This is a genomic window from Labrys sp. E2SS-1L, from assembly GCF_057073705.1.
On the sequence record NZ_CP172712.1, the window covers coordinates 3,869,274 to 3,886,088 of the forward strand.

Here is a 16,815-nt window from a genome sequence, read left to right on the forward strand (position 1 = left end):
TTCCAACCGTTTGAGCCCACCATGTCCACTTCCGATATTCCACCCATTGCACTCAGCAGACGACATCGTTTGATACGAATTGCTTTCATTGTCGTCCCACCCCTGGTTGCCGCGACTATCGCGGCAGGGCTTTGGTACGCCCCCATCGACTGGAACGCCGCGCCTGCCGAAATCGGTTCTGGATTGATTTCACGCGGCTTCTGGACGGCCGTTGCCGTCGGGCTGCTGGCCCAGATCGTCGATGGCGCTCTCGGCATGGCCTATGGCGTGACCTCCACGACCTTCCTGCTCTCCACGGGCGTGCCGCCGGCCGCGGCTTCGGCCTCGGTTCACATCGCCGAGATCTTCACCACCGGCTTTTCCGGCCTCTCGCATTGGAAACTGGGCAATGTGAACGGCAAGCTGTTTGCGCGCCTGCTCATTCCCGGCGTCATCGGCGCGGTGATCGGAGCCTATCTCGTCACCGCCATCGATGGCGATCTGCTGAAACCGTGGATATCGGCCTATCTGCTGCTGTTGGGCCTCTACATCGTCAGCAAGGCCTTCCGGGCCATCCATGTCCGCACCGAACCGCCGACTTTCGTCGCCCCGCTTGCCGTCACAGGCGGTTTCGTCGATGCCGTCGGCGGTGGTGGCTGGGGACCGGTGGTCACCACCTCGCTGCTGGGCACCGGTCACGACCCGCGCACGACGATCGGTTCCGTCAACGCCGCCGAGTTCTTCCTCGCCATCGCCAGCGGCTTCTCCTTCGCACTGCTTGGCGGCTTCACGCACTGGACGACGATCGCCGGCCTGATCTTCGGCGGATTGTTTGCCGCGCCCTTCGCAGCCCTGCTGGTCAAGAAACTGCCGACGCGCGTTTTGCTCATCATCGTCGGCGTGTTGATCACCTCGCTCAGCGCCTGGAATCTCTGGAAGACCCTGGCATAGGCTGAGGGCTGCCGTCGTCACCCGGCCGCCGAATTCATCGGCAGCCGCGTGACGTGAACCGGCGATCCATGCCCGTCTACGCCCCCACGCCAAGCGATTTGAGCTTGCGATGCAAGGCCGAACGCTCCATGCCGACGAACTCGGCAGTGCGGGAAATGTTGCCGCCGAAACGATTGATCTGTGCGATCAGATATTCGCGCTCGAACAATTCGCGGGCATCGCGCAATTGCAGGCCCATCAACTGCTCGCCCCCCTGCCCGTTCGGGCGCGTCGGCATCAGCGCACCGATCTCCGGCGGCAGCATTTCGGCGGTGATGGTCGCATCGGCATCGCCCCCCACCAGGATCATCAGCCGCTCGATATTGTTGCGCAGCTGGCGGACATTGCCGGGCCATTCATGCGACTGCAGCACCGCCATGGCATCGGGGCCGACCACGCGGCGCGGCAAACCAGTCGCCTGCGCGATCTGGCCCTGGAAATAGTCGACGAGTTCCGGGATATCCTCGCGGCGCTCGGACAGGCCGGGCACGCGGATCGGCACCACGGAGAGGCGGTGCAGCAGATCCTCGCGGAAGCGGCCGTCGGCCACTTCCTCGGTCAGGTCACGCGAGGTCGAGGTGATGATGCGCACGTCGACATGTACCTTGGTGGCACCACCGACGCGGGAGAAATTCTGGTCGATCAGCACCCGCAGGATCTTGCCCTGCGTTTCGCGCGGCAAATCCGCGACCTCGTCGAAAAACAGCGTGCCGCCATGGGCCTCCTCGAAAGCACCGACCTTGCGGGCGCGGCCATCGCCGCCTTCGACGCCGAACAATTCGGTTTCCATGGTTTCCGGCAGGATCGAGGCCGAATTGAGCACCACGAAAGGTCCTTCGGCCCGCTGCGAGGCCTGGTGGATGGTGCGCGCAGCCAATTCCTTGCCCGATCCGGGCGGCCCCGCAATCAGGATGCGGCTGTTGGTCGGCGCCGTCTTCTCGATCACCTGCCGGAGCTGGTTCATGGCCGAGGAACGCCCGATCATCTTGGAGGCGCTGCCCGAGATCTGACGCAACTGGTTGACCTCGCGGCGCAGGCGCGACGTTTCCAAAGCGCGCTCTGCGACCAGTACCAGCCTGTCCGCCTTGAACGGCTTTTCGATGAAGTCATAGGCGCCGATCTTGATCGCCGCCACGGCGGTTTCGATATTGCCATGGCCCGAGATCATCACCACCGGAACGTCGGGGTGCTCGGCCTTCAGGACCTCCAGAAGCTGGAGGCCATCGAGGCGTGAGCCCTGCATCCAGATGTCCAGGAAGATCAGATGCGGCCGGCGCTGGGCAACGGTAGCCAGGGCATCGTCGGCGTCCTTGGCGGTACGGGTGCCATGGCCTTCATCCTCGAGGATGCCGGCAACGAGCTCGCGGATATCGGCCTCATCGTCAACGATCAGAATGTCGGTCGCCATCGTCTAGGTCCTGCTTGCTCGAGGTGAATCCAACGCTCCCGCCTTGCACCAGGCCGGGTGTGCCGCTCGCAAGGGCCTTGCAATTGCGCGCTGGAAGAATGGGCCTTGGCCCTGATGAAAATCGAATATCGCCGTCATTGCACGGCCTCATTGCTGGTCGTCGCCTCCGCCGGGAACCACAGGCGCATCATCGCGCCGTGACCGCCCTCCGCCACGGCGGGCGCATCGAGGAGCTCGATACCGCCGCCATGCTCCTCCATGATCTTGCCGACGATGGCCAGGCCCAGGCCCGTGCCCTTCTCACGCGTGGTGACATAGGGTTCGAGCAGCTTCTGGCGGTTTTCCTTGGGCAGACCAATGCCGTTGTCGACAACCTCGACGGCGATGTCGCCTCCCCTGCGCAACGCGCGCACCTCGACGGCCCCCGGCCCCTGCCGATCCTCGGGACGGCCGGCGATCGCCTCGGTGGCGTTCTTCACGATGTTGGTGACGGCTTGCGAGAGCAGGCGCCGGTCGAACCGGGCTATGATGGGTTCGGGTGGCGGCTGATAGGTGAAGGTAATGTCGGGGTAGCCGATGCGCATCATGAACACGACCTGCTTCACCATCTCGCCGAAATCCTCGCTCTCGATCGAGGGTTTGGGCATGCGGGCGAAGGAGGAGAACTCGTCGACCATGCGCTTGATGTCGTCGACCTGGCGCACGATGGTGTCGGTGCACTGGTCGAAGACCTCGCGGTCCTCGACGATGACCTTGCCATATTTGCGCCGGATGCGTTCGGCCGAAAGCTGGATCGGCGTCAGCGGATTCTTGATCTCATGGGCGATGCGCCGGGCCACGTCCGCCCAGGCGGAACTGCGCTGCGCCACCACGAGTTCGGTGATGTCGTCCAGCGTCACCACATAGCCGTGCTCGCGCATGGTCGACTGCTCGGAGGTGACGCGTACGGTAAGATTGCGCTCGCGCCCGTCGCGATTGATGGTGATCTGGCCCTGCACCAACCGCGAACGCGTGCCGAGCGCATCGGCGAGATAGGTCGACAATTCGGGCATCACCTCGGCCAGGGGGCGTCCCACGGGGGATTGCCGTGACTTGATCCAGGTGCTGGCGAGCGGGTTGACCACGGTGATCTTGCCCTCGTCGTCGATGCCGATCACGCCGGTCGAAACGCCGGAAAGCACCGCCTCGATGAAGCGCCGGCGGCTGTCGAGCAGGTCATTGGCTCCAAGCAGATCGTTGCGCTGGGTGCGCAGCGTGTCCGTCATGTTGTTGAAGGTGTCGCCGAGCTTACCAAGGTCGCCCGAGCGCCGCTCCACCGGTACATGCACGTTGAGATTGCCGCTGCCGACCTGGTCGGCCGCACTGATCAGGCGCCGGATCGGCTCGACCAGGCGATTGGCGAAGGACAAGCCGATCCAGATCGCCGCCAGCAGCATGTTGAGGGCGATGATGGCATAGAGCAGCGCGAAATTGACCTGGGTTGGGAAGCGCGATGCCTTCAGATTCTCGAAGCGCGCCGAATCTTCGCCGGTCTGGCGGATATATTCGGCGATCTTCGGGTCGAAGGGCCGGACGATGAAGAGATAGCGATCGGTATAGGCGGCCAGCTTGATGATCTGGCCCGTGACGTTCTGCGTACCGGGGTCGATGCGCACGGCCGGTTGCTGGTCCGCGGCGGCAAGGGCCGGAAAAAGCTTGGCCGGCAGGAAGAAGGGCAGGCTCCCGGGAACGTAGGACTGGTCGGTCACCTGGCCGTCCCGCGTCAGGATCATGGCGCTGGACAGGCCGTAATTCACGGCGAGCATGTCGAACAAGCGCTGATATTGCGACCTGTCGGCAGCATAGAGCGGTGAATATTTGTTGAGGTCGGCAGCCATCGACAGGCCGGCAAACCGCAATTGCAGGGCCTGCTCGTCCTGATAGGAATTGGCGACGGCAACCGACGTATTGACGATGTTGCTGACGCGCGTCGAAAACAGATTGTCGAGGCCGCGGTCGAGCGAGATGATCGCCACCGTGGCCAGCAGCAATACCGGCACGGCGGAGACGACGGAGAACAACCCGATCACCCGCATATGCAACGCGGCGCCGGCCTGCCCGCGACGCCTTGCGACGATCAGATTGCCGGCCTCGACCGCCAGCAGCACCAGCAATGCCACAATGAAGGAGGCGTTGACGATGAACAGCGCATCGATGGCGTTGCTGTAGGCGATATCGGTGTTGGGCGCCTGGGCGACGCTATCGATGCCCAGATAGAAGCGTAGATCGGAGACCGTGCTCTTGAGCAGCAGTGAAACCGGTTCGACGTCGACAAGCACGAAGAAGGTGCCGATGGCCGAGGCGACCGAAAGAATGACCAGACCGAAACCGAGCAGGCCGAGGCGCCGTGCCGGCATGCTGGCGACGTCTGGCACCGTCTGCTGGGCGTTGTCTGCAACTGCCATTCGAACGCCGTCCTCGCCCCGTTGTCGACCCGGTCAGCCCGGACGATTCCCGGCTGAGTGATTCATGCAACACTGTTGCCGAATTGTAACAGAATCAAGGCGAAATTGACGAAGCCGGCCAATCAACGCGTCAGGCGAATGCCTCCTGCTCGCCGATCATGGCCGCGGCCGCCGCCCTCGCGGCGTTGCAGAGCCAGTCTTTCCTGCGCTTGCGCAAATCCTGCTGCAGCAGCGACAGCCGATCCGGATCATTGGCATGGCAGTTGGCGATTTCCTGCCCCATCAGTGCGAGCATCCGAGGCGACAGGAACGCGTCGATCGCCGTTTTCACTTCCAGCTTGCGGCTGTTGGGAGACAAGCGCCGCACGAGGATGGCATCCTTCACCCCGTAATGTGGGTCCGCTGCCCGGCAGCGCCCGGTCGCGATCGTCTCGGCCAGGATCGCTTTGGCCCCGGGATCGAAGCGCAGGGACCAGGCCGAGATGGTCAACCTCTTGGCCTCGCGCAGCACCGGCCCGCCCCGCCATTCGCCGCAGGCCATGAAGCGCGCCCGGCCGAGACTGCCGGTGCCCGCCCGTCTGGGGAAAAAATGATATGCGCCCTGCGGATCGGGCATCGCGGCCCGCAGCCTCTCCTCGTAGACGGGCTTGATGGATTTTCCCGTCTTGATGTCGAACTTGCTCCAGAACGCCTTGCGCTCCGATTCCGGCAACAGCACTGCCTTGCGCAGCCACTTATGATCACGCTCGAGCACCACCGGAGCGGGAGTGGCCAGCCCGGCGGCATAGCCGGCCGCAACCGCCCGGCAGATCTCCGCTGCCGGTGGGTCGCCACTGGCCCGCGCCAGCAACGCACTGGTGGCAAGCCGCACGAGGTCGAGCACATAGGGCATGAAAGCGGCATCGTCGAAATCGTTGGCGCCCCAGATCAGGCGCCCTTCGCTATCGCGCCAGGTGCCGAAATTCTCCAGATGGGTGTCGCCGATTGCCAGAACTTCCGGCGCGTCGGCGAGCTCCGGGCAGATCTCCAGGATCGTCTCGGCCCAACGCCAATAGGTCGCACGCAGAAAGGCGAAGGCGCTGCCACGCATCTTGCGGTGTTTTTCTTCCAGGTCCGCCTCGACGAAATCGGCTCCGATCTCATCCCTCAGCCAGTTTTCATAGGCTCGCACCGAGGCCCTGATTGCGTTCATGCCTGCATCCCATATCCGGGTAGCCGAATGTAGGGAGCAGCGGAGCCGAACGATAGCGGATTTGTCGCGTTCCCGATGTCACGCAACGGTCGAACGCCCATGCTCTATTTTATCCGCACGGGTTCCACGATCGACGCATGAAGCGGGAGAAGCAAGCATGCGAGCGGAAACAACGAATGGTGATTTTGCGCTTCGGGCCATCGCAGGCAGCCATGTGGTACTGCTGGCGCTCGACGCCACTGCCGAGCCCCGCCGGGGGCTGCTCGGCTTTGCCATCAAGCGCACCGATGTCACCGAAGATCAGTCCTATTGGCTGAGCGGCACCAAGCTGTTCCGAGATGTGGTTCCCGAACCGCGTCCGGGGCAGAAATACTCCACGCTCGAACATCCGATCCAGAGCTTCTTGTGGAGCGACTACACAGCCAAGCCCGGTCGTCCCTATGGCTTCCTGATCCGGCCCGTCTACGGCACGCCCAAGAACCTACGCTATGGCAACGATGTCGAGATCAAGGTCACGACCGAGAGCGAGGATAGCGGCAAGCATGCCGTCTACTTCAATCGTGGTGCCATCGCGAGCCAGGCCTTCGCCGAGAAATTCGGTAACCGGGGTCCGGCCGATCCCGATGACAGCCATGATCGTACCACTCAATGGCTCTCGCGCGGTCTGCTCGAGGCCGTTCTCGATTTCATCGCCGATGCCCGTCCGGGAGAAAGCCTGCGCATCGCAGCCTATGAATTCAGCTATCCGCCAGTGCTGAAAGCCCTGGCTGCCGCGCATGAGCGCAAGGTCGATGTCGCCATCGTCTATGAGGCCGGCCAGGAAACCGTGAAGGGCGAACGCCGGGATACTGAGGCCACCAAGGCCAACGCCGCAGCCATCAAGGCTGCCGGCTTGCCCAAGACGATCCTGCTGCCGCGCACCCGCCGTAACGACATTCCGCACAACAAGTTCATCCTGCGCCTGTCGGACGATCCGGCCCGCGTCGCCCTATGGACCGGTTCGACCAACTTCACAGCCTCCGGTTTTCTAGGGCAGAGCAATGTCGGCCATCTCGTGCGGGATGAGGCGCTTGCCGCCCATTATCTCTCCTATTGGGAAAAGCTTGCTGACGACACCGAATGGAAACCGCTGCGTCAATGGGTTGGGGCCGAAAACGCCGCGCCCCAAGGCGAGGTTCCGCCGGGCACGATCACCCCGCTGTTCAGCCCGCGCCCGGATGACAGCCTGCTCGCCTGGTATGCCGACCGCATACGTGCAGCGCGGCAAACCGTGATGTTCACGGCGGCCTTCGGCGTCAATGCCACCCTGGCCAAGGCCTTTACCGAGGACGTCGACTTCCTGCGCTACATCCTGCTCGAGAAGCCGCTCGACACCAAGGCGGAGAAATTGTTGGGCAGCGACCCGGACCTGCAGATCGCCAATGGTGCCGCCCTCGGCAAGATGATGCTACGCGCCAAGGTTCCCGGCTGGAAACTCGACAGGTGGTTCCTGGAGGAAGGCCATTACCGCTATGAAGGTAATGTCTTCTACATCCACACTAAGATCCTGCTGGTCGACCCGCTGTCGGACGATCCTCTGGTCATCAGCGGTTCGGCGAACTTTTCCAGGAACTCCCTCGTCAACAATGACGAGAACATGCTGCTCATCCGCGGGGAGACGCGCGTCGCCGACATCTACATGACGGAGTTCGACCGCATCTTCCGGCACTTCTACTTCCGCAATGTCGCCAACCAGCTCGCACTCAAGGGGAGCGAGGGAACACAGGCCATCTTCCTCGACCCGACCGACGGATGGGTCGTCGAGAATTTCGATCCCGATCGCATGAAGTCCAAGCGACGCAAGCTTTTCTTCCCGCAATCGCCGAATTGATCCCCGCACCGCGCCTCAGCGGATGGCGCGGATGACCTGGATATCGAGGTCGCGGATCTTCTTGCGCAATGTGTTTCTGTTGACGCCGAGAAGTTCGGCCGCCTTGATCTGGTTGCCGCGCGTCGCCGCGAGCGCCGCGCCGATCAGCGGCTCCTCGATGTCGCGCAGAACCCGGTGATAGAGCCCGGGAGGCGGCAGGTCGTCGCCGAACTTGCTGAAATAACGCGTCATATGGCGCTCGACCGAGGCCGACAGGGTTTCGTCAACCGAGCTCTCCGCCTCCAGCGGCATGGTCTCGGAGGTCGCCAATTCCTGCTCGATGATCGCGGCCGTCAGTGTCTCCTGCGGGTAGAGAGCACAAAGCCGGCGCACCAGATTTTCGAGCTCGCGCACATTGCCCGGCCAGCGATGGCGCTTGAGGCGCTCGACGGCTGAAGAATCCAGATGCTTGGCCGGCAAGCCCTCCCGCTCGACCATCTTGAAGAAATGGCGGGCGAGATCCGGCACGTCCTCCGCCCGCTCTCGCAGCGGCGGCAGGCGCAGCGGCACGACATTGAGACGGAAGAACAGATCTTCGCGGAACAGGCCCTGCTGGATCAGGATGCGCAGATCCTTGTTGGTGGCGGCGACGATGCGCACATCGGTCTTGATCGGCGTGCGCCCCCCCACCGTGGTGTATTCGCCCTGCTGCAGGACGCGCAGCAGGCGCGTCTGTGCCTCCATCGGCATGTCGCCGATCTCGTCGAGGAACAGCGTACCGCCCTCGGCCTGCTCAAAGCGCCCGACGGAACGGGCATTGGCGCCGGTGAACGCCCCCTTCTCATGGCCGAACAATTCGGATTCGATCAGGTCGCGCGGGATCGCCGCCATGTTGATGGCAACGAAGGCGCCGCTGCGGCGCTTGCCATAGTCATGCAGGGCCCGGGCTACCAGCTCCTTGCCTGTGCCGGACTCACCGGAGATCATCACGGTCAGGTCCGTCTGCATCAGGCGAGCGAGGACGCGATAGATCTCCTGCATCGCGGCCGAACGGCCGACCAGCGGCATGCTCTCGGCTTCCTCACCCGAGCGCGGCGCCGGCTTGCCGCGAGGCTCGCTGAGAGCACGGCCGACGATGGCGATCAGCTCCTTCAGGTCGAAAGGCTTGGGCAGGTAGTCATAGGCCCCCTTCTCGGAGGCCCGGATCGCCGTCATCAGCGTGTTCTGGGCGCTCATCACCACGACGGGCAGTTCCGGCCGCACCTTCTTGATGCGCGGCAGCATGTCGAAGGCGTTCTCGTCCGGCATCACCACGTCGGTGATGACCAGATCCCCCTCGCCCTGGCTGACCCAGCGCCACAGCGTGGTGGCGTTCCCGGTCGAGCGCACCTCATAGCCGGCGCGGGACAGGGCCTGGTTGAGCACCGTCCGGATGGCGGCGTCGTCATCGGCGACCAGAATACTGCCTGCCTGCATACTCGGTTTTCCTATGCGCTAAAGCGTTTTGCGATTTGAGCGTTTCAGTTCAAATCGCAAAGACGCGTCGAACCAAAGAGAAAGAACAACAAGCGTTCACGGCTGAAGGCGCTTTGCTTCGGAGTCGGAACGATACATGGGGAGAAGGATGCGAAAGACCGTGCGCTTGTTCTGGCTTTCGCATTCGACGATGCCCCCGTGATCGCCGACGATCTTGGCGACGAGGGCCAGTCCCAGCCCGGTACCGCTGGTCTTGGTGGTGACGAAGGGATCGAACAGATAGGGCAGGAGATCGGGCGCCACGCCCGGCCCGCTATCCTTGATGCACACTTCGATGGGCAGGCTGACCCGCGAGGACGATCCCGGCACCGAAAGGCGCACGCCCGGCTTGAAGCCGGTGGTCATGGTAATCTCGCCATCCGCCTCGCCATCGATGGCCTCGGCGGCGTTCTTGACGAGGTTGAGCACGACCTGGACGAGCTGGTCCTTGTTGGCATGAACCGGCGGCAGCGAGGGATCGTAGTCCTCGATGAACTTGATCTTGCGGGCAAAGCCGGACTGGGCCAGCTTCTTCACATGCTCGAGCACGACATGGATGTTGACCGGGCTGCGCGCCACCGGCCGCTCATCCGAGAACACCTCCATGCGGTCGACCAGTTTGACGATGCGGTCGGCCTCTTCGCAGATCAGCTGCGTCAGCTCGCGGTCGGCGTCCTCGACCGACTGCTCCAGAAGCTGGGCCGCACCGCGGATGCCGGAGAGCGGGTTCTTGATCTCATGAGCCAGCATGGCCGCCAGCGCCGTCACCGAACGGGCAGCGCCCCGATGGGTGAGCTGGCGGTCCATCTTGTCGGCGATGGTGCGTTCCTGCAGCATGATCACCACGCCGCCGGACTGGTCCTGCATCGGCGCGACCTGGATGTCGACATGCCGCTCCCCTCCGAGCCGGGGCGAGCCGAGATCGACGCGATATTCGTTCACGGGCGCGTTGCGCTCGCGGACCTGGTCGATCAGGGCCAGCAGCGGCGAGCCGAAAGGCAGGAGATCCTTGATCAGATTGCGCCGCATCATCGGCGCGCTGACATCGAAGAAGGCCTCGGCAGCCATATTGGCGTCGAGCACCCTGCCCTGTGCATCCACCGAAAGAATGGCGTGCGGCAAGGCATTCAGGACAGCTTCATGGTTGGGCATATGGCGCGGCAAGGCTGTCATGCGGCCACCCGGTCGAGGCTGGCGAAATAGGCGGTGAAGGCGGCCGCCACCTGCCCAGGCCTGTCGCCCGTCAGCACCGACTGGCGCAGCCCGGCATCACCGCCACCGAAATAATCCTGAGCGGCCTCCATGGCAGAGGCCAGATGCTTGCGGGCATGGCGGATCCCATGCGCGGGCCCGTAGAGATCGAGCAGGCCGTGATAGTGCTCCAGCGTGAGGTCGCGCTGCACCGGCGCCTCGGGCACGGGCAGAGCCTCGCCGGCTGCAAGCTCGCGGGCTATATGCCCCGGCAGCCATGGCCGTCCCTGCGCAGCCCGCCCAACCATCACGGCATCGCAGCCCGATTGCTGCAGCATGGCCAGGGCATCGCTGAGGCCCCGGCAATCGCCGTTGGCGACAACGGGAATGCCAACGGCCTGCTTGACGGCCCGGATGGCCCGCCAATCAGCCGTGCCCTTGTAGAATTGCATGCGGGTGCGCCCATGCACGGTGATCATGCCGGCACCCGCCTGCTCGGCCCGGCGGGCGAGTTCCGGTGCATTGAGGCTGGCCTGGTCCCAGCCCAGACGCATCTTCACCGTCACCGGGACCTTCACAGCCGATACCGTCGCTTCGATCAAGATGAGCGCATGATCGAGATCGCGCATCAGGGCCGAACCGGACCAACCGCCAGTAACGCGCTTGGCTGGGCACCCCATATTGATGTCGATGACATCGGCGCCGGCATCGACTGCCACGCGCGCCGCTTCGCCCATCCAGCGCGCCTCGCAGCCGGCAAGCTGCACGACATGCGGCCCACCGCCGGGCGCCTCGGCCCGCAAACGCGCCTCTTCGTCACCGGTGGCGAGACGATCGCTCGCCACCATCTCGGAAATCACCAGACCTGCGCCCTGGCGCTGTGCAATACCGCGCAGCACGGCGTCGGTCACGCCGGACATCGGCGCCAGGACCACCGGATTTGCCAACTCGACCGTCCCGATCCGCAGCCGTCTTGGCGGCGCAGATTCGATCGTGGCCGTGATTTCCTTGCCTACCATGAATGCAGGGCTCCTCTATGCTCACAATCTAGCCAGTCGCAGAGACGGCAGCAAGCGGAATTCGCCTCCTAAACAAGCATGCCTGCAAAACGGGCAGCGCAGGGCAGATTCATCGCCCCGCCATCTCGATACTCCGATTTGCACATTACCCGCGTTTGGCAAATGATGCGGTTGCGCAAGGGCACCTCATGCCGCCCCTCACAGTCGCGCCCGGGAGTGAGATCGATGAAGATTAAGCTATCACAATTCGTTATAGCCACTATCTCAACCATTTTATTGGCAGGCGCCGCCCAGGCCGGCGATGCATCCGGGACCTGGCTGAGGGAGAATGGCGAATCGAAGGTGAAGATCGCTCCGTGTGGCGAAGCGCTGTGTGGCTCCGTCGTCTGGGTCAAGGATCCCAAGCATCAGGACAATGTCGGCAAACGCGTGTTCTACGACATGGCGCCGTCGGGCGACGACAAATGGAAAGGCAAGGCCTTCAATCCCGAGGACGGCAAGACCTATACCGGCACCATGACCCTTTCGGGCAACCGGCTCACCACGGCCGGCTGCGTTCTCGGCGGCCTGATCTGCCGGTCGGTCAGCTGGAACCGCCAATAGAGACATGGCGGGCGTGCCGTTCCGATGCACGGCGCGCCCTTCCGGCCGAAACGAGGCCGAGGACTGTTTGGCGAAAGGATTTGGAGCGATGACGGCGGAGAGCAAGCCGGCGGCGCGGCCGATTTCGTCGGATGACGTGCCCTGGACGGAATGGGCCGAGGTGCCGCGCTTCGGCGTGCGATACCGGCATCTCACCCGGGCGGCGATCGGCGATTCCTATCATGTCGGGGTCGCCATCGAGGAGTTGGAGCCAGGGAAACAGAGCTCGCCTGCGCATTTTCACATCTTCGAGGAAGAACATGTCTTCGTCCTCGATGGCGAGCTTACCGCACGGGTCGGCAGCGAAACGCACAGGCTGAAGGCCGGCGACTACATCTGCTTTCCTGCCGGGCAGAGGGCTGGCCATTGCCTGCTCAACCAGGGCAGCGCGCCGGCCCGCTACGTGATCATCGGCGAGCGCAACGAAAATGAGGTGGTGGTCTACACCGACTCCAACAAGGTACTGGTGCGGGCCCTTGGAAGGGATGCCCTCCTCGACCTCGAAGCGGCACGCAATTACTGGGATGGCGAGGCCACAGGCCTCGACGCCCCGGTCTTCCCCCGCCCCGACATCGTCGGCAGTCTTGCGGCCAAGCCTGTCAAGCCGCTTGCACCGGTCTCGCAGGACCACGTGCCCTGGGACGAGAATGGCGCCGGTCCGCAATTCGGCGGCTCGTCCAAGCACCTGACCTATGCCGCCGCGGGCAAGGCTTATCATGTCGGCGTGCTGATCGAATCCCCGGCTCCTGGCCTGCGCCTGTGCCCGACCCACTATCACATGCTCGAAGAGGAGCATGCGCTGGTCCTCGAAGGAGAGCTGACGCTCATCCTGGGCGAAGAGCGCCTCAGGATGAAACCAGGCGACTATGTCTGCTTTCCGGCTGGCCAGAAGATCGGCCACTCCTTCGTCAACAGCGGCACGGGCCCCTGCCGCTACCTGATGATAGGCGAGCGCAACCTGAACGAGGTCTGCGTCTATCCCGACTCGAACAAGATGGCCGTCGATGCGCTCCAGCGCGTTGACGGCGTCTTCGATATGTCGGCGACAAGAGATTATTGGGACGGCGAAAAGACTGCGTAGTCAGATCCTGGCCATCCCGGGATCGCAGGCTCACGGCATGCAATCCCGGGATGGCGTACCGCTTCTCAAAGGCCGAGCTTGGCCTTCAGGATATCGTTCACGGCCTGCGGATTGGCCTTGCCGCCGCTCTGCTTCATCACCTGGCCGACGAACCAGCCGAGCATGGTGGGCTTGGCCTTGACCTGCTCGACCTTGTCGGGATTGGCCGCGATCACCGCGTCGATGGCCGCCTCGATGGCCCCGGTATCGGTGACCTGCTTCATGCCGCGAGCCTCGACGACGGCACGCGGGTCGCCGCCTTCGGTCCAGACGATCTCGAACAGATCCTTGGCGAGCTTGCCCGAAATGACGTTCTCGCCGATGAGATCGACGATCGAGCCGAGCTGCGCGGCGGAAACGGGCGAAGCGGTGATGTCGAGCCCTTCCTTGTTGAGGCGGCCGAACAATTCGTTGATCACCCAGTTCGCCGCGATCTTGCCGTCGCGCCCCGTGGCGACCGCCTCGAAGAAATCGGCGGATTCACGCTCGGCCGTCAGCACGCCGGCATCGTAGGCCGACAGGCCGTACTGGCTGATGAAGCGTGCCTTCTTGGGATCGGGCAGTTCCGGCAGATGGCTGGCGAGATCATCGACATAGGCCTGGTCGAATTCGAGCGGCAGGAGGTCCGGATCGGGGAAATAGCGATAGTCATGCGCTTCTTCCTTCGACCGCATCGACCGCGTCTCGCCCTTGTTGGGATCGTAGAGGCGGGTCTCCTGGTCGATGGAACCGCCGTCCTCCAGGATGCCGATCTGGCGACGGGCCTCGACATCGACGGCCTGGCCGATGAAGCGGATCGAGTTGACGTTCTTGATCTCGCAACGCGTGCCGAAGGGCTCGCCCGGACGGCGCACGGAGACGTTGACGTCGGCGCGCAGATTGCCCTTGTCCATGTCGCCGTCGCAGGTGCCGAGATAGCGCAGGATCGTGCGCAGCTTGGTGACATAGGCGCGTGCCTCGTCGGCCGAGCGCAGGTCCGGCTTGGAGACGATTTCCATCAGAGCCACGCCCGACCGGTTGAGGTCGACCAGCGAGACGTCGCCGACATGCATGGACTTGCCGGCGTCCTGTTCCAGATGCAGGCGCTCGATGCCAACGCTCAGCGTCTCGCCGGTCTCCGGCACCTCGACGATGACCGTGCCCTCGCCGATGATCGGCTGCTTGTACTGCGAGATCTGGTAGCCCTGCGGCAGATCCGGATAGAAATAGTTCTTGCGGTCGAACACCGACTTCAGATTGACCTGCGCCTTGAGGCCGAGGCCGGTGCGGATGGCCTGGCGTACGCATTCCTCGTTGATCACGGGCAGCATGCCGGGCATGGCGGCATCGACCAGCGAGACATGGGAGTTGGGCTCCCCGCCAAACTTGGTGGAGGCTCCCGAAAAGAGCTTGGCCTCGGAGGTGACCTGGGCATGGATCTCCATGCCGACGACCACTTCCCAATCGCCCGTGGCGCCCTTGATCAGCTTCTTGGGATCAACCGTGGCGTTCATGTCTAGGCTCCGGTTCGAAGTAGAATTCAATGCTTGAACGGGCTGATGTCAGCCTCGTTTGTCCGTGGTCAGGTGCTGGTTCTCGTAGTCGATGATCCAGGCCACCATGTCGCGCCAGATGAGTTCGGCAAGTTCGGGCGGCAATCCTTCGATTTCAGCCCGCCTGCAGGCCGATGCCACCACCTCCTCGACGCGCTCGGGGATGTTGGCAGGCAGGCCGTCGCGGTTCTTCACCTTGACCACCCGTTGCACGACCTCGAGGCGGCTGGCCAGGAGGTGCACCAGCTTTTCGTCGATGGCATCGATCTCGCGGCGCAGATCCGCCAATGTCTCGGTCGTGCCCGACGTCTTGCTGGTGTCCTTGCTGGTGTCCTGGCCGCCGCTCATGCTCAGGCCCACCAACGCTCGGGCCGGCCGAGCGAGCCGGCCGCCTGCTCGACGGCATGGCCGAGGGTGAACAATGTCTCCTCGTCGAAGGGGCGCCCGATGAGCTGAAGGCCGAGCGGCAGGCCGCCCGAGGACAGCCCGGCCGGAACGGACAGGCCCGGCAGGCCGGCCAGGTTCACCGTCACCGTGAAGACGTCGTAGAGATACATCTCCACCGGATCGGCACCGCCCTTTTCGCCGATGCCGAAGGCAGGCGACGGGGTAGCCGGCGTGAGGATGGCGTCGACGCCGCTGGCATAGGCCTGCTCGAAATCGCGCTTGATCAGCGTGCGGATCTTCTGGGCCCGGACGTAGTACGCATCGTAGTAGCCGGCCGAAAGCACATAGGTGCCGATCAGGATGCGGCGCTTCACCTCGGCGCCGAAACCGGCAGCGCGGGTGTTCTCGTAGAGCTCGGTGATCTCGCGGCCGGCAACCCGCTCGCCATAGCGCACGCCGTCATAGCGGGCCAGATTCGAGGAGCACTCGGCCGGCGCCACGATGTAATAGGCCGGCAAGGCATATTTGGTGTGCGGCAGGCTGATCTCGCGAATTTCGGCGCCGGCATCGCGCAGCCAGTCAATGCCCTTCTGCCAGAGCGCGTCGATCTCCGCCGACATGCCTTCCACCCGGTATTCCTTGGGAATGCCGATGACCTTGCCCTTGACGCTGCCGCCGATCGCCGCCTCGTAGTCGGGCACGGCGATATCCATGGAGGTGGTGTCCTTGGGATCGTGCCCGGCCATCGAATTGAGCATGATGGCACAGTCGCGCACGGTATGACCGAAGGCACCGGCCTGGTCGAGCGAGGAGGCGTAGGCGATGATCCCCCAGCGCGAGCAACGACCATAGGTCGGCTTGATACCGGTGATGCCGGTGATGGCGGCCGGCTGGCGGATGGAGCCGCCGGTGTCGGTGCCGGCCGCACCAGGGCACAGGCGCGCGGCCACGGCGGCGGCGGAGCCGCCGGAGGAGCCGCCCGGAACCAGGAAGCCGTTCGGCGTCTCGCCGGCGGCGCGTGCTTCTTCGAGCTTGCGCTTGCCGTCCTCGGCGCTCCAGCCCGGCGGCAGCCAGGGCGAGACGGCCGCCCCGAAGGCGGAGGTCTCGTTCGACGAGCCCATGGCGAATTCGTCGTTGTTGGTCTTGCCGAGCATGACGGCACCGTCGCGCCAGAGCTGGCTCGTCACGGTCGATTCATAGGGCGGCACGAAATTGTCGAGGATACGCGAGCAGGCGGTGGTGCGCACCCCCTCGGTGGCGAAGAGATCCTTGACGCCGAGCGGCACGCCTTCGAGCGGGCCGCCCTCGCCCTTGGCGAGCTTGTCATCGGCCCGGGCCGCCATGGCGAGCGCCTGCTCCGGCGTCTCCAGCACATAGGCGTTGAGGCCGCGTGCCTTTTCCATCGCATCGAGATAGGCCTTGGCCGCTTCGGTTGCGGTGAAGGTCTTGGCCTTCAGGCCGTCGCGGATTTCAGCAAGGGTGAGATCGGTGATGTGGCTCACGGAAAGATGTCCTGAACGGATGCGGCCCGGGTTCGAAGCGACGCG

General features: G+C 64.0%; 13 protein-coding genes. 4 read left to right on the forward strand and 9 right to left on the reverse strand.

What is annotated here, in order from left to right; translation table 11 throughout:
- The first annotated feature begins 69 nt into the window (after positions 1-69).
- Positions 70-930: a sulfite exporter TauE/SafE family protein gene (locus tag ACIGJE_RS17925; protein ID WP_415081302.1), complete on the forward strand. Its 861-nt coding sequence runs from the start codon at positions 70-72 to the stop codon at positions 928-930.
- A gap of 76 nt (positions 931-1,006) precedes the next feature.
- Here the strand turns inward: ACIGJE_RS17925 and ntrX are convergent, their stop codons facing one another.
- The 3 genes from ntrX to ACIGJE_RS17940 form a co-directional block, all read right to left on the reverse strand.
- Positions 1,007-2,377 carry a nitrogen assimilation response regulator NtrX gene (gene ntrX, locus ACIGJE_RS17930; RefSeq protein ID WP_311934798.1) on the reverse strand — a complete coding sequence of 457 codons (1,371 nt, stop codon included), beginning with the start codon at positions 2,375-2,377 and terminating at the stop codon, positions 1,007-1,009.
- Between the two features lie 134 nt (positions 2,378-2,511).
- Positions 2,512-4,821: a sensor histidine kinase NtrY-like gene (locus tag ACIGJE_RS17935; protein WP_367622807.1), complete on the reverse strand. Its 2,310-nt coding sequence runs from the start codon at positions 4,819-4,821 to the stop codon at positions 2,512-2,514.
- A 130-nt stretch (positions 4,822-4,951) separates the two neighbouring features.
- Positions 4,952-6,013, reverse strand: coding sequence for a DUF2252 family protein (locus ACIGJE_RS17940; RefSeq protein WP_311934800.1), 1,062 nt, complete (start codon positions 6,011-6,013; stop codon positions 4,952-4,954).
- A gap of 157 nt (positions 6,014-6,170) precedes the next feature.
- On the opposite strand from ACIGJE_RS17940, the gene ACIGJE_RS17945 reads away from it, so the two are divergent.
- A complete protein-coding gene (locus ACIGJE_RS17945) occupies positions 6,171-7,883 on the forward strand; it encodes a phospholipase D-like domain-containing protein (RefSeq protein WP_483678218.1) in 1,713 nt (570 codons plus the stop codon).
- A gap of 15 nt (positions 7,884-7,898) precedes the next feature.
- Here the strand turns inward: ACIGJE_RS17945 and ntrC are convergent, their stop codons facing one another.
- From ntrC to dusB, 3 genes are all read right to left on the reverse strand, one after another.
- Complete coding sequence (gene ntrC / locus ACIGJE_RS17950) at positions 7,899-9,338, reverse strand: nitrogen regulation protein NR(I) (protein ID WP_311934802.1); 1,440 nt, start codon at positions 9,336-9,338, stop codon at positions 7,899-7,901.
- 96 nt (positions 9,339-9,434) lie between these two features.
- Complete coding sequence (locus ACIGJE_RS17955; protein WP_068297124.1) at positions 9,435-10,550, reverse strand: two-component system sensor histidine kinase NtrB; 1,116 nt, start codon at positions 10,548-10,550, stop codon at positions 9,435-9,437.
- On the reverse strand, positions 10,547-11,587 hold the full coding sequence (dusB, locus tag ACIGJE_RS17960; RefSeq protein ID WP_483678220.1) for a tRNA dihydrouridine synthase DusB: 1,041 nt from the start codon (positions 11,585-11,587) through the stop codon (positions 10,547-10,549). Before dusB ends, ACIGJE_RS17955 begins: the two co-directional genes overlap by 4 nt.
- A 225-nt stretch (positions 11,588-11,812) precedes the next feature.
- Between dusB and ACIGJE_RS17965 the strand changes: the two genes are divergently transcribed.
- Positions 11,813-12,190: a DUF2147 domain-containing protein gene (locus ACIGJE_RS17965; RefSeq protein WP_311934804.1), complete on the forward strand. Its 378-nt coding sequence runs from the start codon at positions 11,813-11,815 to the stop codon at positions 12,188-12,190.
- 88 nt (positions 12,191-12,278) lie between these two features.
- Positions 12,279-13,310 (forward strand): cupin domain-containing protein, encoded by a 1,032-nt coding sequence (locus tag ACIGJE_RS17970; RefSeq protein WP_483678222.1) that lies wholly within the window; start codon positions 12,279-12,281, stop codon positions 13,308-13,310.
- A 65-nt stretch (positions 13,311-13,375) separates the two neighbouring features.
- On the opposite strand, the gene gatB is transcribed toward ACIGJE_RS17970, so the two are convergent.
- From gatB to ACIGJE_RS17985, 3 genes are read right to left on the reverse strand one after another with little or no spacing between them, the layout of a single operon-like run.
- Positions 13,376-14,842 (reverse strand): Asp-tRNA(Asn)/Glu-tRNA(Gln) amidotransferase subunit GatB, encoded by a 1,467-nt coding sequence (gene gatB, locus ACIGJE_RS17975; RefSeq protein WP_483678223.1) that lies wholly within the window; start codon positions 14,840-14,842, stop codon positions 13,376-13,378.
- Positions 14,843-14,890: 48 nt separating this feature from the next.
- Positions 14,891-15,229: a chorismate mutase gene (locus ACIGJE_RS17980; RefSeq protein WP_311934807.1), complete on the reverse strand. Its 339-nt coding sequence runs from the start codon at positions 15,227-15,229 to the stop codon at positions 14,891-14,893.
- A gap of 2 nt (positions 15,230-15,231) precedes the next feature.
- Positions 15,232-16,770, reverse strand: a complete 1,539-nt coding sequence (locus tag ACIGJE_RS17985) for an amidase (protein ID WP_415081314.1) — start codon at positions 16,768-16,770, stop codon at positions 15,232-15,234.
- Positions 16,771-16,815: the final 45 nt, after the last annotated feature.